Genomic DNA, 19,775 nt, shown 5'->3' with positions numbered 1-19,775 from the left:
TATATTATAATAAAAATTCCCAAATAGTAAAGCCATCCGCACTGGATGGCTTTAAGAAAGACAGTATGAATTTCATTCCGGAATCCTGGGTGAATCAGGATATGTTATTTAAACTTTGGCATGTATGTCCAGTGGCGGTTGTGGTTGGAGTTTTCCGGAAAACGGTCCCCAACTTTAAGTTTTATCTTTTGCGGATTGTTGACATTGCTGCCTGTTTCACCAATTTCAATATAAATACCATTATTCGGTGCCTTTTGTCCGGCACGGAACTGATGACTTTGTCCCATTTGCCTTCCTCCTTCATTAAAGTATTCCGGCAATTTTATTATTTGCTGATTTAAATAAAGTATTTATGCATATTTTATCCTTCCAAAAAAAAGGCTTATACGGTACATTAGTGTGTATGAGAAAACAAAAGCGGATGCGCCTTGGTCAGCCCCGACAAGCGCTGGAGGGCCTGACAGTGAAGTCGTTCTTTGACTTCATTGGCAGGACCGAAGCGTCTCGAGGGGCTAGGCGCTGGAGCTGGACAAAGAAAAGCGGAAGCACCTTGGTCAGCCCATCTAAGCGATACAAACCTAAAACGCCGCCTCATGTGACTGAAAACTGCCGTGCGCTGGAGCTGGACAACCTCGAAATAAATATATTCTCATCTTAAAAAAACGGAGGAATACAAAAACGATATGGAAAATTTCTATGAATTGATTAAATACATATTTCTAGGCCTTTTTCAGGGAATCACCGAACCGATTCCTGTTTCATCAAGCGGACACCTTGAGATAGCAGAACATTTTTTCAAACTAAAAATTGAAGGATTGAGTTTTGCCCTTCTCATGAATACAGCTTCACTATTTGCTGTTTTGTTAATTTACAGAGCCGATATCATCCGGTTAATTGTTAACGGAATTGCATATCTTAAAAGTAAAGATCCCGAAGCAAAATCAGATTTTATGTTCATCATTTATCTAATTGTCGGAACAATTCCAGCAGGTGTCATCGGGGTTCTTTTCGGAGACTTTATCGAGAAAGAACTTTCCCATATTAAAACTGTCGGCGTAACACTTATAGTGACCGGGCTTGCACTCTGGCTGATCCGAAACATGCGAGGCCGCAAGAATGACGGAGATTTAAGCTTTAAAGATGCCATAATTGTTGGACTGGCTCAAGCAGTTGCACTAATTCCCGGCATCAGTCGTTCCGGAGCCACAATTGTCGCAGCGATGAGCCTGGGCATGAAACAGGAAACTGCACTAAGGTACTCTTTCCTGCTTTATATTCCAGTTAGTTTCGGCGGGATGATTCTCGGATTTTCAGACCTTTTACTTGATGAACGTCTTGGAGAGCTGGCAGTACCATATATTTTTGCCTTCATCGCATCACTGATTGCCTCTTACTTCTCTTTAAAATGGTTCATGAATATCATGGCGCGCGGAAACCTGAAGTACTTTGCGATTTACTGTTTCATTGTAGGACCACTTGTCCTTCTCTTTTCTTAATTTACAAAACCGGCTAACTTAATAGCCGGTTTTTGTGTTTTATTCACTTTGGAATTTGCCACTGCTACTTAATCCTTCAATAACTCCACAAGCAATGCCTTCTGGGCATGGAGTCGGTTTCCTGCCTGTTCGAATACGACGGATTGGTGACCATCTATGACTCCTGCTGTTACCTCTTCGCCGCGGTGCGCGGGAAGACAATGCATAAACAGATAGTCTTCCTTTGCTGCTTCGAGTAATGCTTCATTCACCTGGTAGTCATGGAAATCATTTAGTCTCTGCTCATTTTCCAACTCCTGGCCCATGCTGGTCCATACATCTGTATAGATGATGTCCGCGTCAGTTACGGCTTCCTGGGGAGAGTCGGTGATGACCATATTTGCACCGCTCATCAACGCAAATTCTTCACAGCGAGCAGTGATCGCCTCATTCGGGAAGTACCCCTGTGGAGCGGCTATTGAGACATCCATCCCGACTTTTGTGCAGGCGATCATCAGTGAATGGGAAACATTGTTTCCATCACCGATGTAAGCAAGCTTAAGGCCTTTAAGCTTCCCCTTTTTTTCGTAGATTGTCAGCAGGTCAGCAAGTGCCTGGCATGGATGGTACAGATCGGTCAGACCGTTAATGACGGGTATATCAGCATAAGCAGCCAGTTCTTCAACTGACTCATGCGAGAATGTTCTGATCATGATGCCGTCCAGGTATTGCGAGAGAACCTGGGCTGTATCTGCCACTGTCTCACCGCGGCCAAGCTGAAGGTCATTTCCATTTAAATAAAGAGCGCTGCCCCCAAGCTGGATCATGCCTACCTCAAATGATACTCTTGTACGCGTTGAGGACTTGTCAAAGATCATTCCCAGTATTTTGCCTTTGAGGGGATGGTCAAATTGTTTTTTTAATGTTTTTTCCTTCAAAATAACTGCCTTTTCTAATAATGTTAAGATTTCCTGTGGTTCCAAATCAGCCAGAGTTAATAGATCTTTGCCTTTTATATCAATATGAAGCTGCTGTAGTGCTGTCATTCTGCCATCACTTCCTCATTAGTTTCTGTCAGCCATTGATTTAGGGAGCTAACATTCCATCTCTTGGCTGTCGCACTTTTTAACAGCGCATGTAAAGTTTCCTTTTGGGTCAATACGATCTTCCGGTTCTTGATCGCCCATTCTCTTAAAGTTACATCCCTTTCAGATGAACCCGGACAATACAAGGCTGCCACTTTTTGTTGGTCGGATACTTTATCGATATGAATTAAATGAAAATCGGCTGAAAGTTCTCCTGCCTCCAATAAATCATTTGCATCTGCAAATGCAATGTCTCCCTGTACAGCTTTTCCGCTGATTGAATGGAAGCTCTTATGCAGTGCCTCTTCAAGTGTCGATGCAATGCTGATGCCTTCCCCTGTCGAAATCATTTGCGGACCAGTCCTGGCGTCCAGCCCTTTTAATGCAAAGTTCGAAAATACCGGATGCTTTACGACTGTGTATCGTGCATCAGAGTCGAGCAACACTTCATCATTCGACAAAATATATTTCCCAAGCAATATTTTTGTCGCTTTTTTGACTAAGTCAACACCGGCTGCCTTGCTGACGATTGGCATAGTCCTGCTTGAGCGCGGGTTGACTTCAAGCAGATACAATTCGTTTCCCTTCAAAATGAACTGGATGTTCATTAATCCCTTATACTTCAATTCCTTCACGATTTTCTTTGCATACACTGCCATCTGCTGCTTCGTTTCGTTCTGGAAGCTTTGGGCTGGAATGATGCAAAAGCTGTCCCCTGAATGAACGCCTGTTTTTTCGATATGCTCGATTATGGCCGGTATCAGGACATGCTCTCCATCGGACGCAAGATCCAATTCCGCCTCAGTTGCTTCAAGGTATTCATCAACCAGGATTGGGTATTGAATGTTACCTTCATCCACTACTCTTTTCAATTCATCCGAATCTCGAATTACCACCATATTAAGTCCGCCAATCACATACGAAGGCCGGATTAAAACTGGATATCCTAACTCCTCCACAGCAGACAGCAGTTCATCCTCATCCTCGGCTGTTTCACCCTTTAAACGCGGAATCTTAAGCTTGTCGAGCAGCTGGTAAAATTGATCCCGGTCTTCGAACAGGTCAATGGTTGCTGAACTTGTTCCCAGCAGCTTGACTCCCGCTTCCTCAAGACCCTTAGCCAGATTCAAGGCAGTCTGCCCGCCGAGCTGGACAATGACTTCCTGTATTCCTTCCATCTCAATCACATTCAGGATGTCTTCCAATGTTAAGGGTTCAAAATACAATCGATCCGATATGGCAAAATCAGTGCTGACAGTCTCCGGATTATTGTTGATCATGATTGTTTCCACATTTTCTTCTTTAAGGGCAAAAACTCCATGAACTGAGCAATAGTCAAACTCGATTCCCTGGCCAATGCTGATTGGTCCGCTGCCAATGACAAGCACCTTTCGTTTACTGTTTTCAACTGCAGCTTCATTTGCCCCGAGATAGCTGGAGTAAAAATAATTGGAGGCAGATTCGAATTCCGCTGCACAAGTGTCGACCATTTTATAAACAGGTTTGATGCCATGGCTTTTCCGCAACTCCCTGACCTTCTGCTCACCAACGCCCCACTTTTTGGCCAGAAAAGCATCACTGAATCCTTTTTCTTTCAGAGATTGAAGCTTTGGAGCTGTAATACTTTCGAATTCAAGCCTTTCAATCGACTTCTCAATATCAATCAAAGACTTGAATTTATTCAGGAAAAATAAATCGATCTTTGTTATTTCATGGAGAGATTGAATTTCCTTACCCCGACGCATCAGTTCGAGCAATGCAAAAACCCGCTGGTCTGTCTGCTTTCCAGCCAACGCAGTCAGCTGTTCGACAGTATATTCTTCAAATGCCGGCAGTTGTAGATCCAAAGCTTTACTATTCAGTGAACGTACCGCTTTGATAAAAGCTCGTTCAAAGTTTCGGTCAATTGCCATTGCTTCCCCTGTTGCCTTCATTTGCGTCCCTAAGCTCCTGTCGATTTGCGGGAATTGCTCAAACGGCCACTTCGGTATTTTCACCACTACATAGTCGAGCGCTGGCTCATAGCTGGCGAATGTATTGCCTGTAACAGGATTCATGATCTCGGCAAGATTGTATCCGACTGCCAGCTTTGCGGCCATCCGTGCGATTGGATATCCTGTCGCTTTCGATGCAAGCGCTGAAGATCTGCTGACCCGTGGGTTAACTTCAATCAAGAAGTAATTCTTGCTCTTAGGGTCGAGGGCAAACTGGATATTGCAGCCTCCTACGATTCCCAGTGCAGAAATGATTTTAACAGCAGATGTCCGAAGCATCTGGTACTCTCGATCTGTCAGCGTCTGTGATGGAGCTACTACAATGGAGTCGCCGGTATGGATGCCGACCGGGTCGATATTCTCCATATTGCAGATGGAGATGCAAGTACCAGCAGCGTCACGCATCATTTCGTATTCAATTTCCTTATAGCCTGCAATGCTTCTTTCAACCAGGCATTGGTTAATCGGGCTCTCATTTAACCCGCCGGATACAAGAGAGATTAATTCTTCCATGGTCCAGGCTATCCCGCCGCCTGTGCCTCCCAGCGTGTAGGCTGGCCTTACAATTAACGGAAAGCCGATTTTGTTTGCAAAGGCCACTGCCTCTTCAACAAATTGAACGATCTCACTCTCCGGCACTGGCTCATTCAACTCATGCATCAGGCTGCGGAATGCTTCCCTGTCTTCTCCTTGTTTAATGCTTGCAACCGAGGTCCCCAGCACCTTTACATTGTACTTTTCGAGAATGCCCTCTTCACTTAGCTTGAACACTAGATTCAATCCCGCCTGGCCGCCAAGAGTCCCTAAAATACCATCCGGATTTTCCCGCTGGATCACTTTTTCTACCCCTTCTGCCGTCATCGGTTCAAAATAGACTGCATCTGCAAATACATGATCCGTCATGACAGTTGCCGGGTTATTGTTTACAAGAATGACCCGATATCCTTCCTCTTTTAAGGCAATGCAGGCCTGTGTTCCTGCATAATCAAATTCAGCGGCCTGGCCGATGATAATGGGACCAGAACCGATTACCAGTATTGACTTAATATTTTTATCCTTAGGCATAGCTGACTTCTCTCCGCTTTCTGTATTTGACTGTATTGATGAAATCTTCAAATATAAATACACTGTCTTCAGGTCCGGGGCTTGCTTCCGGGTGGAACTGGACTGTCATCAGCGGCCATTCTTCATGATCAAGGCCTTCAATTGACTGATCATTTTGATTGAAAAAACGGACCTTCAAACCTGTACTGCTGATACTTTTAGGATCAACAGCATAGCTGTGGTTTTGCGATGACATGAACACCCGGTTGCTTTTCACATCGTAAACTGGCTGATTTGCACCTCGATGGCCAAAGAGCATTTTGTTTGTATTCCCTCCAAGAGCCAGCGCTGCCAGCTGATGCCCAAGACAAATCCCCAATACAGGATAATGCTCGATTATTTTCCTGATCTCATGCAGCTGTCCAAATAATTCCTTCGGATCGCCTGGTCCATTGGATAGGAGCACACCATCAGGCTTTAATGCTGCAATTTGTTCAAAGCTATAGTTGTAAGGAACAATTGTCACCAGGCAGTTTTGTTTTACCAGATAGTCTGCGATCGATTTTTTAAAACCGTAATCAATTAACACAATATGGGTATCACCAAACCCTAAAGTTTCTGGTGCTATCGATGACACTTCCTGCACCTTAAGACCATTAATCGTTTCACAGCTTGATTCACAAATTGAGTCGCTTGATAAAATGGCAGGCATCGTTCCATTCTGCCGAATGGATTTTACGAGCTCACGAGTATCAACATGCTCCAATAATGGAATATCCCATTTCTCCAGATACTCAGTAAATGAGTGCTGTGCCTCATAGTGGTACGCTGTTTTTGCAGCTTCAAAAACAATTACTGCCGCAGCATGCGGCTTTTTGCTTTCAAAATCTTTATTATTGATTCCATAGTTGCCAATCAGCGGATACGTGAAAACAATGATTTGATTCTTGTATGAAGGATCGGTCAATACTTCCTGATAGCCCGTCATTCCTGTAAAAAAAACAATCTCACCGACAATGCCTTCTTCAGCTAGCGATCCATGTAAGTGCCCCTGAAATGTCTTGCCGTCAGCCAGATGTAGATATCCTTTCATCAGACACATCTCCAAACGTATATTTATTTAAACTAGTTTATTTTTATGCATTAAAACATAAAAAAATTTATACTGTTACCTTATAGTTACTTAGTGTGGCTTTCATCAATGACACAGCCTTCTCGATCTCTTCTTCTGTAACATTTAGCGGCGGAAGCAGACGGACAACCTTTTCTCCTGCCGGCAATGCAATCATTCCCGATTTCCTCAAGTCAGCCAAAATTGGTTGTGCAGCTACCGTCAGTTCAATTCCAGCCATCAATCCCAGTCCTCTGATGTCTTTAACCACTTCCATCCAACCGACTTCCTTGTGGAGCATCGCAAATAGTAATTTCCCTTTGGCAGATGTCTCTTCAAGGAATCCTTCATTAAAAATGATGTCCATAACGGCTATCGCTGCAGCCATACTGATTGGATTACCGCCAAATGTCGATCCATGGCTGCCCGGACCAAAAAACTCCGCGAGACCAGCTTTGCCAATGGCAGCTCCTATTGGAAATCCATTACCAAGCCCTTTTGCAACGGTTATAATATCAGGTTTTATCCCAAAATGCTGAAATGCAAATGGTCTCCCCGTCCGGCCGATCCCGGTCTGGATTTCATCGATAATAAGCAGTACGCCTTTTTCAACACATAAACTTGCCGCTTCCTTTATAAATTCGTTGGTTACGACATGGATTCCGCCTTCACCCTGGACGATTTCAATCATTACCGCAGCTGTATCAGAATCAATCTCAGTTTTTAGACTATCCAGATCATTGAATGGCAGATGGATGAATGTTTCAAGCATGCTGCCAAACCCCTGCTTGATTTTATCCTGTCCAGTGGCAGCCATGCCGGCGAAAGTCCTTCCGTGAAAGGATTGCAGGAATGTGATGATTTTGGTGCGCCCAGTGGCTTTCCTTGCCAGTTTAATAGCTGCTTCGTTTGCTTCAGCACCGCTATTGGCAAAAAATACACAATCCAACCCAGAACTCTCTGCGAGCTTATTAGCTGCTTCTTCCTGGATGGGTTGAGGAAAGAGATTCGATACATGCCAGAATAAGTCGAGTTGTTCCTTGACTGCATGCTCTACTGCTTCAGGACGATGGCCCAAATTGCAGACGCCAATGCCAGAAGTGAAATCAAGGTATTGCTGGCCGTCCGTTCCATAAAGAATCGTCCCTGCTGCTTTTACAGGCTGTATTTCCCATCGCTGATAGGTAGGGAATAAATGGCTCATTAAAACACCTCTTCTTTTGCGGCAATCGCTGTTCCATGCCAGCAGTTATTTTTATAGAATTGCTTTTTGCCAGAAATAATCATGACAGTATCTACGCCCGCCGCTGTAGCTGACAATGCGGATTTCACCTTTGGAACCATTCCTCCATAGATACTTCCATCAGAAATATAGCTCTCTATTTGATTATCAGTCATTTCGGTCACCAGCTTGCCATCAATCAGGATTCCATCCACATTGGTTACGAAAGCACAGCGTTCAGCCTTCAAGGCTTTCGCGATCGATGCAGCAGCATAATCGCCATTTATATTTAGCTTGCTTCCATCCTTGGCAATCCCGATTGGCGTAATCACAGGAATATAGCCATTTCGAAGCGCCAGCATAATCAAGTCAGTGTTTACCTGGGTGATCGTCCCAACGTATCCTAAGCTCTGCTTATCAATATATTCGGCCTGGAGGCAAAGACCATCGCTCCCATTGATGCCTAGAGCATTGAACTCCTGCTTCACCAGCATGCTGCACAGCTGCCGGTTCGTCTGTCCGGAGAGTACCATTTCAACGATTCCGATCGTCTTTTCGCACGTCACGCGAAGACCTTCTTTGAACACTGCCGGGATTTCATATAAATCAAGCATCGAGTTGATTGCTGGTCCACCCCCGTGAACGATGACAGGATAGAACCCATCCTCCATCAATTCTTTTAGACTATTAAAGAAATTGTCATTAAGCTCCTCTAACACACTTCCGCCGCATTTAATGACCACCGTTTCCAATTAATCCGCCCCTTTAAGTCCGATAGCTTGCATTTATTTTCACATAATCATAAGAAAGATCGCAGCCCCAGGCCATTCCTTTCCCTTCTCCCAAATGCAGGTCAACGAAAATCTCAATCTTGTCTTTCATCAGGTACTCCCTCGCCTGCTCTTCATCAAAAGCAACAGGTGTACTATCTTTAAGCATAGTAATTTCTCCAAGGGATATATCGACTGTTTTTGGATTTACGGATGACTCACTTTGGCCGATCGCGCCAATGATCCGTCCCCAGTTCGCATCCGCCCCGTAAACTGCTGTTTTGACAAGGTTAGACCCCGCGATTTGTTTTCCGATCATTCGTGCTTCTTCATCAGACATCGCACCTGTTACCGATATCTCAATTAATTTTGTTGCTCCCTCTCCATCCTTTGCAATCTGTTTTGCAAGACTGGCACAGCTTTCTTGTAACAAGTCTATAAAAACTGGCCAATCTGGATGGGCGGGGTCCAATGACTGATTTCCTGCAGTTCCATTTGCCATTACCAGCACCATATCATTCGTTGATGTATCCCCATCCACCGTGATTTGATTGAAGGTTGTATTCGTGACATCCTTTAGCGCGGCCGCCAAGTATTCACTTGAAATATTAGCATCTGTTGTTAAAAAACCAAGCATCGTGGCCATATTCGGATGAATCATTCCAGAACCCTTCGCGGCTCCTCCGATACTCACTGTTACCCCGTCAATTTCAGCAGTGTAACAGCAGCTTTTCATTACCGTATCTGTTGTCAGGATCGCCGTTTGGAAATCCTTAGCATCATCCGCTGTTTTGCCGAAGGACAGCTTACCGATTCCAGACTCGATTTTTTCCATTTGCATAAATTCACCGATAACACCCGTTGATGCAACGGCAACATGATGAACAGGAATCCCCAGTTTTGCTGCTGCCAATGACCGCATTTTCAGCGCATCCTGATACCCTTGTTCCCCGGTGCATGCATTCGCACATGCACTGTTGACGACGATTGCCTGGAGAACCTTTTCCTCCGCAATACTTTTCTGTGTAACCGCCAATGGCGCTGCCTGGAAGTGACTTGTCGTGTATACAGCGGCACAACTGGCCGGTTTCTCGCTTACAATCATCCCCAAATCAAGCTTGGCATAGCGCAGCCCTGCATGTACTCCCCCGCATTGGAATCCTTTTGGGGTTAAGATTCCTCCATCAGGGATTTTTTTAATTAATTGCTTGTCGGTCATTGCCTGGTACATATTTTCCTCCTTTATGGATAAAGTGGTATCATCTTCAGTCCTGCACTTTCCTCTAATCCAAACATGATATTGGCGTTTTGGACCGCCTGCCCTGCAGCACCTTTCATTAAATTATCGATCACCGAAACAATCGTCAGCCTTCCTGTCCTGCTGTCCGCATGCAGCCCAATATCACAGTAATTCGATCCCTTGACCTCTTTAACTGAAGGGAATATCCCACTTTTCCTTACTCTGATAAATGGATGGCCATCATATGTTTCTTTATATAAATCTAGCAGTCTCAGAGTATCCAGATCTTCTTTTAACTGAACATATATGGTCGCCATGATGCCTCTTGTAACGGGTATTAAATGTGTGCTGAAGGTGACCCTGACCTCTTCGCCATTCCAAAGACTGAGCTGCTGCTCGATTTCAGGGATATGCTGGTGCTCATTAACTTTATAAATTTTGAAATTTTCATTTAACTCAGCGTATAACGTTCCCATTGAGGGAGACCTTCCTGCACCGGACACTCCAGACTTGGCATCAATGATGATACTATTCGATTCAATCAGCTGTTCTGTCAGCACCGGTGCCAGCCCAAGGAGAGCTGCAGTCGGGTAACAGCCTGGATTGGCCAGCAGGTTTGCATTCATAATCTGCTCCCTATTCCATTCGCTTAGTCCGTATACCGCTTCATCCAATATAGAAGCATTGACTGATTCATGCTTATACCATGCTTCGTATGCTGATGCGTCTTTCAATCTCAGGTCACCTGATAAATCAATGACTTTAATATTCTTATTGAGAAAAGATTCTACAAGCTTTCCGGAAACTCTTGATGGGGTTGCCAGGAACACTATATCTGCTTCCTCGGCGATTTTGTCAGTTTCAATCTTGGTGAGGACCTTATCAAAAATTCCTGTTAAGTGGGGATATTCTTCAGAAACAGGTTTTTCATCTCTTGTTGTGTGGATTGAATGAATACTGATATTTGGATGATTCGCCAGGATACGGATTAGTTCTCCACCCCCATATCCAGTGGTACCAATAATCGATGCCTTCACTTGAAACCTCCTTTCAACTTATGTATAAATAATCAAGTTTATTTATATTTATAAATAAATTTCTTTTTATTATAAAAACAAAGAGAAGAAAACGCAACAGATTTATTAACAATATGTGAACAATTCACAATTTTATTGCTGGCTTTGTATGCTTTACAATATAATTATATTAATATCAGATACGGAAGGGAGTATAATCTCCCGTAAATAAGGTGGTATTCATATGTTGACTGCAACAACGTTGTCACCAAATTTGAATAAGCTTTTTGAAAAGGTCCACAAAATCAAGACTATTGATAAAGGGCGCTTTCTTTTTGAAGAAGGAAATACCGCAGATGAGCTGTACATTATCCAGAGCGGGAAATTTCAGATCAGCAAAATGGTTCCGGATGGACGCGAGTTAACAATCAGAATGTGTTCAGCTGGCGAGTTGGTTGGAGAGCTATCACTTTTCAGCCCGGCATCCCAGCATATATTGAATGCCCGCGCCTCAGAAAGCGGCACGGTAGCGGTGATACAGAAGGATAAGCTCGAGACTGAAATTGAAAAGGACAGCGGGCTTGCACTGGAACTCGTTAAATGGCTTTCCCTGCAGCACCGCAAATCGCAAACAAGGTTCAGGGATCTCGTCCTTCACGGAAAAAAAGGGGCATTGTACTCAACCTTGATCCGGATGGTGAACAGTTACGGAATAAAGACGGAAGATGGATTGAAGATTGATGTATCACTTACAAACCAGGAACTCGCAAACTTCTGTGGGACCTCACGCGAAGTCGTAAACAGATTATTGAGCGACCTAAGGAAAAGCAAAATCATTTCCATTGATAAAGGATTCATTACCGTCCATGCCCTCAATAAGCTAAAAAGAGAAATAGATTGTGAGAATTGCCCGATTGAAATTTGCAATATTGAATAGGAAAAGCCGCCAGACAATTTAGTCTGGCGGCTTTTCCTATTGTTTGTTCTTATAAAATCGCAAATAGCATGATGATAAAGAACAGGACGGCGTTGACGATTTCGTATATCCCTACCTTCATAACAGAAAGCGGTTTGCCATAAAAAACTACTGCTCTGAACAAGCTTGGCACTGCCGCAACAGCGACTATGACTTCTCCGGCTGCGAGCCACAGAACAGGGACCAAAATATGGAATGTCCAGGAAATCCATTTAAATTGACTATTTTTCTTCTCACGGATCATGGTTTTCACGTAAAATGTGCTTCCTGTGAAAAACAGGATCGATGCGGCAAAAACAAGAATGGCATTTTCATTGATTTCCCCATTCGGGAGATAGCTGCTTGCCAGTCCGGCAATAGAGAAAACAACGATTGCACTTAAATCATTAAGGAGAGCACGGTCTTTATTTTTAGCAGAGAAGTATGCATTAAGCATGAAAAACGGAATCATTGCAAGGCCAAAGGATACGATTGTTGGCGTCGTGAATAATGGAACCATTAAGAACACAAGCGCTGGTATCATATAAATAAGCGCCCATTTACGATAGAAAGGGATTTTCTTTTTCTTGAACATCAAAAGAAGCGGATATGTTCCTAAATATAGTAAAAGCCATCCAATAAAAAACGGGACATGCTGCCAGACTATTTCACTTGCCGCTGCTCCTAGCCAGAAAGGGATGATCAACATCGCCCAGGCACCATGCTGTTTTGGCATAAATAACTTCATGAATGAACACTCCCTTATGTTTCTTACCTTAAATATAAAGCAGTTAAAAGGATGGATAAGTGAAACACATCACATTTTCAATTGTGAATAGTCCGAATGACACCGAACTGTCAAAAACAATTTTTCATTAAAAGCATAAGTTCATTTTTTTAAACCTATAGCTTGAACCCTTGGATAAAGATTCAATTGAGTTGGCTTTTCTTACTAAACAGGAGTGTAGTACAATGGAGGATAACTGGAAAGAAGGGGTGATCACTTGAAAAAACAAATGAATAAGTTGTTTGAAGATCAACGGAGCGTCCATGTCCTTTATTCCTATAGTACAATGGAGAAATACATTGAACAGGCTGTTAGTTACATAGAAGAAGGTGTTAAGGCGGGAGATTATGTTATTTTCATTGAAAATGAACCGCTCTTCCGTTCAATTAACAAAGAGCTCAGCTCGCGATTAACGGAAGACCAAATGAAATTTGTTCATAGCGTAAACAGCTTCGATTTTTATTATTCCAGTGGAAGTTATCACCCTCCGGCAATCCTGGATTATTTTAATAAGATGGTACAGCCATACGTTGAAAAAGATATCTCTTTTCGATCCTGGGCACATGTTGAGTGGGCCACTATGAAAGATCCACTGCATATAATTGAAGATTTTGAAAGAATAGTAGACGAAGCTGTAAATTCACTTTCTTTCCCACTGATTTGTGCTTACGAAGGGGAGAAAATGCCAGACCATCTCATAAAAATTTTGATGGAAACACACCCTTATGTTCTAAAAGACGACAATTTCACCGTCTCCGATAAATACCAATTAGCAAGTAGTAAAAAATACGGAAAAACGCTTAGGAGCCCCTAAGCGTTTTTTTATGTCGCTAATTACTTAAACAAGTAGAATTATTCACAGGGCTTCATTTAATTTCGTTACACAATAACAAAACCCTAAATTCAGCCTCTTCTTTCGAAATGCAATTTTAAAAAGATTTTCTTTAAATATAAGTGCGGCTTAAATAAATAATAAATTTCCTTCGTGAATGCCAGACTCAATAGGAAAAGGAATACAATAATAAAATGGACCTTCGAGAGAATGGAAATATCCATGACCAGGCTCATGTCCGGCTGCAGTTGGGCAAGGCTGATGAGCCATCTAAACAGCAATACTGGTTCGTAGGCTATGCTGCTTGACAGCACGATCGCAATACCTGTCGCCGTACTGGCAGCCATAAGTGTTTTGACGACGCCCAGCAGAAGCCTTCCTGCTTTCGAACGTGTTCCTTCCTCTCTCGATGCATCGTACTGCCAGACTAGTCCCATCGCCACAATTGCCACAACTGAATATGGATATACAATCCACAAAAAGATTTGCAGCATTTCCATCGCTCTCACCTCACACATATGTCACAACCTGAACCCCATTAACATTCTAACCGGGTAGGTATAAAGTGACAGTGACAAAAGTCGCCGTATATGTCTAAAATAAGAACTTTTCTTGCTGAACCTTGAACGACCTAGAGGAAATCACCTATTTTTTGGTGATTTCCTCTAAAATCCAGTTAACTCCATCATCCATATTAAGAACAGGGAAAGCTCTATCCTTTAATACGTCTTGCAGCCCCGTATCTCTGCATAAGATGACCTGGATATTCTGAAGCTTTTCCACCAGCTCCAGATCTTTTTCATCACGCAGGATGACCGCCTTGGGAAAAGGCTCATTCTTATAGCCTTCTATCAATATTACATCTGGCTTGAAGAATGAAAGCATGTCTATCTCTTCAGCAAGGGACCATGGACCGTTTTCAGCCTGGATAATCATCCTGCCTCCTCCTTCTACAAGTGAGATAGATGCTCCAGCCTTAATATGCTTACCTGAATCCTTAGCCTCAACAACTTCCGGCTTGCCGCCATGCCCATGATGTTTCACTGTCGCTACCTTAAGGCCAGCTGAAGTCAGCTGTTTAATCAACGTCAGGATAAGCGTGGTTTTGCCGCTGTTTTGGTACCCTGCAATTTGGAACAGCACCGGTTTTACCAAGGCCATTCGCTGCCCACATGGTCTTCGAGCACCAGCACCTCTACCTCTGTTCCCTGTTCAAAACCTCTCGTGCCGCCAGGCAAAATCATGAGGGAGTTAGCCCCGGCGAGGCTCATAATGATGTTTGATTTATCCAGGCCGCTTGGTGTCACTACCAGTTTTCCATTCTCGATTGTCAGGGCACTTCTTACAAATCTGGTAAAGGGATTTGCTTTAGGGAAATTGGCATCAAGAATCGCTTTCTCCTTCCTCAAGTGAGGCTGATCAGTGAATAGCATTGTCCTGATGATTGGACGGGCGAACAATTCAAAGCCTACATAGCAAGCTGAAGGGTTTCCTGACAAGCCGAACAATAACTTACCATCAAGCTGGGCTACAGTAGTGACGCTTCCTGGCCTCATCGCTACCTTATTGAACAACACCTCTGCTCCAAGCTTTGCATAAATCTCCGGCAGATAGTCGTAATCCCCGACGGAAACCCCGCCGGTCGTAATGAATAAATCCACTTGTTCAATCGCTTTGCTCACTGCATCGAAGCATGTATCAAAATCATCAGGCAGTTGGCCAAAGTATTTCACTTCCGCACCGGCACGAAGGATTTGCGCGGATATCATATAAGAGTTGCTATTGCGAATTTTTCCCGGCTCGAGCGGTTCATCGACATCAAGCAATTCAGTCCCTGTTGCATACAGCCCGATCACCGGTTTCTTTGCAACTGGTACTTTTGCATAACCGAAAGTTGCCAGCATCGCCTGGATTCCAGGATTGATGAAGGTCCCTTTTTTTACGAGGACCTCGCCTTCCTTTGCATCCTCACCGCGGTAGGAAACATTGTCTCCTTTATTGTGTTTGCGCTTTGTTTCCATGTATTTTTTTCCATCACGCTCGTGTTCTTTAGCCAATTCAAACATAACAACAGCGTCAGCTCCAACAGGCATCTGGGCGCCTGTCATGATCCTTACCGCCTGGCACGGTCCAAGTTCTTTATCCGTAAGCATACCTGCTCCGATATGGTCCACCACCTCAAATTCAACAGCGTGATTTTGAGAGGCTTCTTGTGTATCGACAGAACGGATTGCATAACCATCGTATGGCGCTCTGTCAAAATGCGGCACATCACTGGTTGCTTTCAAGTCCTCCGAAAGATAGCGTCCATAGCTTTCATTAATCGAAACAAACTCAGTGGAGCCGTTTTTCTTCAGCTCCATCACTCTCTTGACTGCCTCTCCAATTGGAATGGGGTTTCTTTTCTCTAACATATAATCAGCTCCTATTGCAGGCTTAACTTATAAATATACTCTTTTCATTATAAGAGTAATGTAAAAATGAAAACATAACAAACCTCACAGTATTTTCTCATATAATCCCCTGAAAATATGTAGATTTTTTGTGAAGTGTGATGCACATCACCGAGTAGTAAAACCATTTCCTTTATGATGAGTATGTAAACAGTATTAAATATTTTACTGGAGGTTTCTCACATGAAAATGCCTTTTGATCAAAATTCTTTAGTTAAAGACATTGTCAATATATTCCCTCAATCAAGTGACTTATTCAAGCAGAATAGACTGGATTTCTGCTGTGGAGGCAACCGCCCTTTAGGTGAAGCGGCTGCTGAACAGAACCTGGACGTGCCGGCAATCATGGCTGCACTCGAAGAGCTATATCGTAAACATAACGGTGCTGCAGAAAGCATGGAGGTTTGGACAGAAACGGACTCAGCGGAATTGATCGACCATATCAAGAACAAGTATCACCGCGAGCTTGAAGAAGAGTTAAAACTGCTCAGCCCGTACGTAACTAAAGTGGCAAAAGTCCACGGTGACCGCCACGAAGAACTGTTGAAAGTCTATGAGCTTTTCTATGAGTTGAAAAAGGAGCTCCTCGAGCATACGGCAAAAGAAGAAGCAACAGTCTTCCCGCTGCTGCTGCAGCTTGATACTGCCAATGATGAAAAGCGTTCTGAAATGATCGCGGAAATCACGGAACTGGAAAAGGAACACGATCATGCTGGCTCGATTCTAAAACAACTGCGTGAAATTACTGCTGACTTCAATCCGCCTATCGATGCGTGCGGGACATACCGTTTAGTTTACAAGCGTCTTGAAGCATTGGAATCACATACCTTCATGCATGTTCATCTAGAAAACAACATTCTTTTCCCAAGGTATATTGCCTAACCGGAACAATGCCCCAATCATTTAATGATGGGGCATTGTTTATTAAATCTCACCTTATAATGCCCCGGAGAACAGCCGCGCGAAGGATTCTTTCGTCCGTTCCCAAAGTCCGCGCTTATGATATTGGACAGGACTGATCTTCTCTGACTCTTCAAGGTCCTCTTCATAATGGGCCACAAGGTCCCTGATCGAGCTGGTACCAAACAGGAAGACATTGACTTCAAAGTTCAAATGGAAACTGCGCATGTCTAGATTGGCTGTGCCTATTGAAGCAATATTTCCGTCGACGATGATGACCTTCTGGTGCAGAAAGCCTTTTTTGTATGAGTAGATTTCAGCTCCGTTCCGCAATAGCTCTGAATAATAGGAACGGCTCGCATATTGCGTCAGATAGCTGTCATTGATTTCCGGAACCATGATCCTTACTTCAATTCCTTTTGCTGCGGCTACTCTCAGTGCAGTGCGGATTGCTTCATCAGGAACAAAATAAGGTGTGGCAATCCAAATCGATTTTGTTGCACAGGACATCATCGTATAATAAAAATCACTCATGATTCCCTGCTGTGTGTCCGGCCCGCTTGGTACGACCTGGATAGCCCCATCAAGTTCATCCTCATCATGAGGATATTTCACGGCTCGATTATTTTCCAGCACTTTCTCGCCGCTCACATATTCCCAATCAAGCAAAAAGACATTGTGAAGGGTATACACTGCCTCACCGGTAAGCACCATATGCGTATCACGCCAGAAACCGATTTTATCATCTTCTCCTAAATATTCTACTCCTACGTTCAAACCGCCGACAAATCCAATTTCCCCATCGATAATGACAATTTTCCTGTGATTCCGGAAGTTGAACTTCTGATTGAAGAACCCATATTTAAGCGGGGAGAATGGTGCCGCTTTAATGCCCGCCTCCTGCATGTCTTTAAGGTCTCTCACAGCGAACTTCATGCTGCCCGCGGCATCGAACATGAATAAAACCTCGACACCCTGCTTTGCCTTTTCAATCAGGATTTCTATAATCTCGCGTCCAAGGCGATCCGATCTGAAAATATAGTATTCCATATGAATAAATTTTTCTGCTTCCCGTAATTTCTTTTTCAGTTGTGCAAAAGTTTCTTCTCCATTTTTAAGGATTTTTGCCCTGGAGGCAGTTGTTATCGGTGTCAATGTTGCATTCTTTGCATACTTCGCGAAGCATTGCTGATTTTCGATTAAAAAAGAAAGATCCCTCGACTCTTCCTTCCTCATCAGTTTTTCCCACTGATCACGGTCTCTCGTACGCTTGCTTTTATATAAATAACCCTTTAAATACAACTGACCCGAAAATAAATAGAAGAAATACCCTCCCACGGGAAAAAGCAGCATGACATACATCCACATCAGCGTGTGCTGAGCCGAACGGTTCTCAAGCATCAAGGAATACATGCTGATAAATATGATCACCGCATAGATCAGTATGGCTGATATCTTGAAAGTCTGGCTATAGTCGGTGAAAAAAACAATATAGACACATGCCATTAAAATAAATACAAATAAAAATTCTAGTCTTCTTTTTATCATTCAGCATTCTCCAACAAATTTATAGTAGATTCATGTATACCCATAAACCATTTGTCCGGAAACATTAGTATGCCCAAATTTCCCATAAGCCTCAAAAGCCACAGTATTTCGAGTGATTAAGAGTTTGCGAAAAGCTGCCTCCTCTGTACGAAACAAAAAAAAGACCCCCGAAGGAGTCTTAGCCGCCAATATAGGACATTTCGATTTTCTTTCTGTTCGCCACTGTTTCAGCCGTTCGTTCATCCGAATAGCGATCTGTTCTATGATTCCAAACGTCCGTAATTCGGGAGCGGAGTTCATCATCTGTAGCACCAGCGCGCATGAAGTCGCGGATATCGTGCCCATTGCCATTGAACAGGCATGTGAATATCTGGCCGTTCGCTGACAATCGTGATCTTGTGCAGCTTGAACAGAATGACTCTGATACCGATGAAATAAAGCCGACATGAATATCAGTACCTTTATAACGGTATTTTTTTGCCACTTCACCGAAATACTCAGGATCAACAGGCTCTAATTCATAATGCTGGCTTAGAAGGTCATGGATCTGCTTCTTGGTGATGACATCATCCATTTTCCAGCCGTTCGTGCTGCCCACATCCATGTATTCAATGTAGCGAAGCTCAAGGCCTTCTTTTTTGCAGAATTCTGCCATTGGAAGAATCTCAGAATCATTGAGTCCCTTTTTAATTACCATATTGATCTTAACGCCCAGGCCAGCTTTCTTCGCTGATTCAATTCCTTTTAATACCGGTCCGACACCAACATTCCGGCCATTTATTTCGCCAAACAATTCATCTTTTAAACTGTCCAGACTGATATTGACCCGCTTCAGGCCAGCAGCATGCAGCTCCTCGGCATACTTCGGCAGCATTACGCCGTTGGTGGTCAAAGCGATATCCTTCAATCCTTCAATCTCATTCAGCATCCTGACGAGAATCGGCAAATCCTTGCGCATCAAAGGCTCTCCACCTGTAAGCCTGATCTTTTCCACCCCAAGCTCTATGAATAACTTGGCTACACGTTCAATTTCTTCATATGACAACAACTCGCTTTTAGGAAGGAAAGCGAAATCAGGGCCAAATATCTCGGCAGGCATACAATACTGACAGCGGAAATTACATCGGTCTATAACAGATATACGCAAATCGCGGAGCGGTCTATTTAATTGGTCTTTTATTATGCTTTTTACCATATTTGTCAACTCCAATTATAGAAGTGATGATTACTGACATTGTAACAGCAACAAATGTGGTTAACTGTTAATATTCTCACAGTAACATCAATCGTCCTCTATTAGAATAGTAAATTTAATGCTTATGTCTATATTACAACATAAAAAC

19 protein-coding genes are annotated in these 19,775 nt (G+C 43.3%); 5 read left to right on the top strand and 14 right to left on the bottom strand.

Annotation, left to right across the window (positions count from 1 at the left end):
* Positions 1–104: 104 nt before the first annotated feature.
* Positions 105–287, bottom strand: coding sequence for a YjzC family protein (locus tag J7I80_RS10655; protein WP_214738298.1), 183 nt, complete (start codon positions 285–287; stop codon positions 105–107).
* A 176-nt stretch (positions 288–463) separates the two neighbouring features.
* On the opposite strand from J7I80_RS10655, the gene J7I80_RS10650 reads away from it, so the two are divergent.
* Positions 464–658, top strand: coding sequence for a hypothetical protein (locus J7I80_RS10650; RefSeq protein WP_214738296.1), 195 nt, complete (start codon positions 464–466; stop codon positions 656–658).
* 25 nt (positions 659–683) lie between these two features.
* Entirely contained in the window at positions 684–1,496 is an 813-nt protein-coding gene (locus J7I80_RS10645) for an undecaprenyl-diphosphate phosphatase (protein ID WP_214738294.1), read from the top strand.
* Between the two features lie 68 nt (positions 1,497–1,564).
* On the opposite strand, the gene argF is transcribed toward J7I80_RS10645, so the two are convergent.
* The 7 genes from argF to argC form a co-directional block, all read right to left on the bottom strand.
* The gene (argF, locus tag J7I80_RS10640; protein WP_214738292.1) at positions 1,565–2,521 is read right to left on the bottom strand and encodes an ornithine carbamoyltransferase; all 957 of its coding nucleotides are present in this window, start codon (positions 2,519–2,521) and stop codon (positions 1,565–1,567) included.
* Entirely contained in the window at positions 2,518–5,619 is a 3,102-nt protein-coding gene (locus tag J7I80_RS10635; RefSeq protein WP_214738290.1) for a carbamoyl-phosphate synthase (glutamine-hydrolyzing) large subunit, read from the bottom strand. The genes argF and J7I80_RS10635 overlap by 4 nt, the downstream gene beginning before the upstream one ends.
* On the bottom strand, positions 5,612–6,691 hold the full coding sequence (locus J7I80_RS10630; protein WP_214738288.1) for a carbamoyl phosphate synthase small subunit: 1,080 nt from the start codon (positions 6,689–6,691) through the stop codon (positions 5,612–5,614). The genes J7I80_RS10635 and J7I80_RS10630 overlap by 8 nt, the downstream gene beginning before the upstream one ends.
* Positions 6,692–6,758: 67 nt before the next feature.
* Positions 6,759–7,913 (bottom strand): acetylornithine transaminase, encoded by a 1,155-nt coding sequence (locus J7I80_RS10625; protein WP_214738286.1) that lies wholly within the window; start codon positions 7,911–7,913, stop codon positions 6,759–6,761.
* Positions 7,913–8,674 (bottom strand): acetylglutamate kinase, encoded by a 762-nt coding sequence (gene argB, locus J7I80_RS10620; RefSeq protein ID WP_483297697.1) that lies wholly within the window; start codon positions 8,672–8,674, stop codon positions 7,913–7,915. Before argB ends, J7I80_RS10625 begins: the two co-directional genes overlap by 1 nt.
* Before the next feature lie 22 nt (positions 8,675–8,696).
* Positions 8,697–9,932, bottom strand: a complete 1,236-nt coding sequence (argJ, locus tag J7I80_RS10615; protein WP_251027705.1) for a bifunctional ornithine acetyltransferase/N-acetylglutamate synthase — start codon at positions 9,930–9,932, stop codon at positions 8,697–8,699.
* An 11-nt stretch (positions 9,933–9,943) separates the two neighbouring features.
* Positions 9,944–10,978 carry an N-acetyl-gamma-glutamyl-phosphate reductase gene (gene argC / locus J7I80_RS10610; RefSeq protein ID WP_214738282.1) on the bottom strand — a complete coding sequence of 345 codons (1,035 nt, stop codon included), beginning with the start codon at positions 10,976–10,978 and terminating at the stop codon, positions 9,944–9,946.
* 223 nt (positions 10,979–11,201) lie between these two features.
* Here argC and J7I80_RS10605 point away from each other — a divergent pair, with 223 nt between their 5' ends.
* Positions 11,202–11,894, top strand: a complete 693-nt coding sequence (locus tag J7I80_RS10605) for a Crp/Fnr family transcriptional regulator (RefSeq protein ID WP_214738280.1) — start codon at positions 11,202–11,204, stop codon at positions 11,892–11,894.
* Positions 11,895–11,943: 49 nt separating this feature from the next.
* On the opposite strand, the gene J7I80_RS10600 is transcribed toward J7I80_RS10605, so the two are convergent.
* The gene (locus J7I80_RS10600; protein WP_214738278.1) at positions 11,944–12,660 is read right to left on the bottom strand and encodes a YwiC-like family protein; all 717 of its coding nucleotides are present in this window, start codon (positions 12,658–12,660) and stop codon (positions 11,944–11,946) included.
* A gap of 256 nt (positions 12,661–12,916) precedes the next feature.
* Between J7I80_RS10600 and J7I80_RS10595 the strand changes: the two genes are divergently transcribed.
* The gene (locus J7I80_RS10595; RefSeq protein ID WP_214738276.1) at positions 12,917–13,513 is read left to right on the top strand and encodes an MEDS domain-containing protein; all 597 of its coding nucleotides are present in this window, start codon (positions 12,917–12,919) and stop codon (positions 13,511–13,513) included.
* Between the two features lie 89 nt (positions 13,514–13,602).
* Here J7I80_RS10595 and J7I80_RS10590 read toward each other — a convergent pair whose 3' ends face one another.
* The 3 genes from J7I80_RS10590 to J7I80_RS10580 form a co-directional block, all read right to left on the bottom strand.
* Positions 13,603–14,049, bottom strand: coding sequence for a respiratory nitrate reductase subunit gamma (locus J7I80_RS10590; RefSeq protein WP_214738274.1), 447 nt, complete (start codon positions 14,047–14,049; stop codon positions 13,603–13,605).
* 127 nt (positions 14,050–14,176) lie between these two features.
* A complete protein-coding gene (mobB, locus tag J7I80_RS10585; protein WP_251027704.1) occupies positions 14,177–14,692 on the bottom strand; it encodes a molybdopterin-guanine dinucleotide biosynthesis protein B in 516 nt (171 codons plus the stop codon).
* Positions 14,680–15,945, bottom strand: a complete 1,266-nt coding sequence (locus J7I80_RS10580) for a molybdopterin molybdotransferase MoeA (protein WP_214738272.1) — start codon at positions 15,943–15,945, stop codon at positions 14,680–14,682. The genes mobB and J7I80_RS10580 overlap by 13 nt, the downstream gene beginning before the upstream one ends.
* Before the next feature lie 222 nt (positions 15,946–16,167).
* Here J7I80_RS10580 and ric point away from each other — a divergent pair, with 222 nt between their 5' ends.
* Positions 16,168–16,866 (top strand): iron-sulfur cluster repair di-iron protein, encoded by a 699-nt coding sequence (gene ric, locus J7I80_RS10575; protein ID WP_214738270.1) that lies wholly within the window; start codon positions 16,168–16,170, stop codon positions 16,864–16,866.
* A 54-nt stretch (positions 16,867–16,920) separates the two neighbouring features.
* Here the strand turns inward: ric and cls are convergent, their stop codons facing one another.
* Together cls and moaA are read right to left on the bottom strand one after the other, a co-directional pair.
* Entirely contained in the window at positions 16,921–18,432 is a 1,512-nt protein-coding gene (gene cls / locus J7I80_RS10570) for a cardiolipin synthase (RefSeq protein ID WP_214738268.1), read from the bottom strand.
* A gap of 178 nt (positions 18,433–18,610) precedes the next feature.
* Complete coding sequence (gene moaA / locus J7I80_RS10565; RefSeq protein WP_214738266.1) at positions 18,611–19,627, bottom strand: GTP 3',8-cyclase MoaA; 1,017 nt, start codon at positions 19,625–19,627, stop codon at positions 18,611–18,613.
* Positions 19,628–19,775 lie beyond the last annotated feature (148 nt).

Source organism: Bacillus sp. ISL-41, from assembly GCF_018613235.1.
In the GTDB taxonomy this organism is placed as follows: domain Bacteria; phylum Bacillota; class Bacilli; order Bacillales; family Cytobacillaceae; genus Mesobacillus.
Note: the sequence above shows the minus strand (reverse complement) of the source record. Positions and strands in the feature narration are given on the sequence as shown.

Excerpts from the sequence above, each read along its gene's own strand:
- J7I80_RS10655 (WP_214738298.1), bottom strand. The coding sequence starts at position 287 with ATGGGACAAAGTCATCAGTTCCGTGCCGGACAAAAGGCACCGAATAAT.
- J7I80_RS10645 (WP_214738294.1), top strand. The coding sequence starts at position 684 with ATGGAAAATTTCTATGAATTGATTAAATACATATTTCTAGGCCTTTTT.
- argF (WP_214738292.1), bottom strand. The coding sequence starts at position 2,521 with ATGACAGCACTACAGCAGCTTCATATTGATATAAAAGGCAAAGATCTA.
- J7I80_RS10635 (WP_214738290.1), bottom strand. The coding sequence starts at position 5,619 with ATGCCTAAGGATAAAAATATTAAGTCAATACTGGTAATCGGTTCTGGT.
- J7I80_RS10630 (WP_214738288.1), bottom strand. The coding sequence starts at position 6,691 with ATGAAAGGATATCTACATCTGGCTGACGGCAAGACATTTCAGGGGCAC.
- J7I80_RS10625 (WP_214738286.1), bottom strand. The coding sequence starts at position 7,913 with ATGAGCCATTTATTCCCTACCTATCAGCGATGGGAAATACAGCCTGTA.
- argJ (WP_251027705.1), bottom strand. The coding sequence starts at position 9,932 with ATGTACCAGGCAATGACCGACAAGCAATTAATTAAAAAAATCCCTGAT.
- J7I80_RS10605 (WP_214738280.1), top strand. The coding sequence starts at position 11,202 with ATGTTGACTGCAACAACGTTGTCACCAAATTTGAATAAGCTTTTTGAA.
- J7I80_RS10600 (WP_214738278.1), bottom strand. The coding sequence starts at position 12,660 with ATGAAGTTATTTATGCCAAAACAGCATGGTGCCTGGGCGATGTTGATC.
- J7I80_RS10590 (WP_214738274.1), bottom strand. The coding sequence starts at position 14,049 with ATGTGTGAGGTGAGAGCGATGGAAATGCTGCAAATCTTTTTGTGGATT.
- mobB (WP_251027704.1), bottom strand. The coding sequence starts at position 14,692 with ATGGCCTTGGTAAAACCGGTGCTGTTCCAAATTGCAGGGTACCAAAAC.
- J7I80_RS10580 (WP_214738272.1), bottom strand. The coding sequence starts at position 15,945 with ATGTTAGAGAAAAGAAACCCCATTCCAATTGGAGAGGCAGTCAAGAGA.
- ric (WP_214738270.1), top strand. The coding sequence starts at position 16,168 with ATGAAAATGCCTTTTGATCAAAATTCTTTAGTTAAAGACATTGTCAAT.
- cls (WP_214738268.1), bottom strand. The coding sequence starts at position 18,432 with ATGATAAAAAGAAGACTAGAATTTTTATTTGTATTTATTTTAATGGCA.
- moaA (WP_214738266.1), bottom strand. The coding sequence starts at position 19,627 with ATGGTAAAAAGCATAATAAAAGACCAATTAAATAGACCGCTCCGCGAT.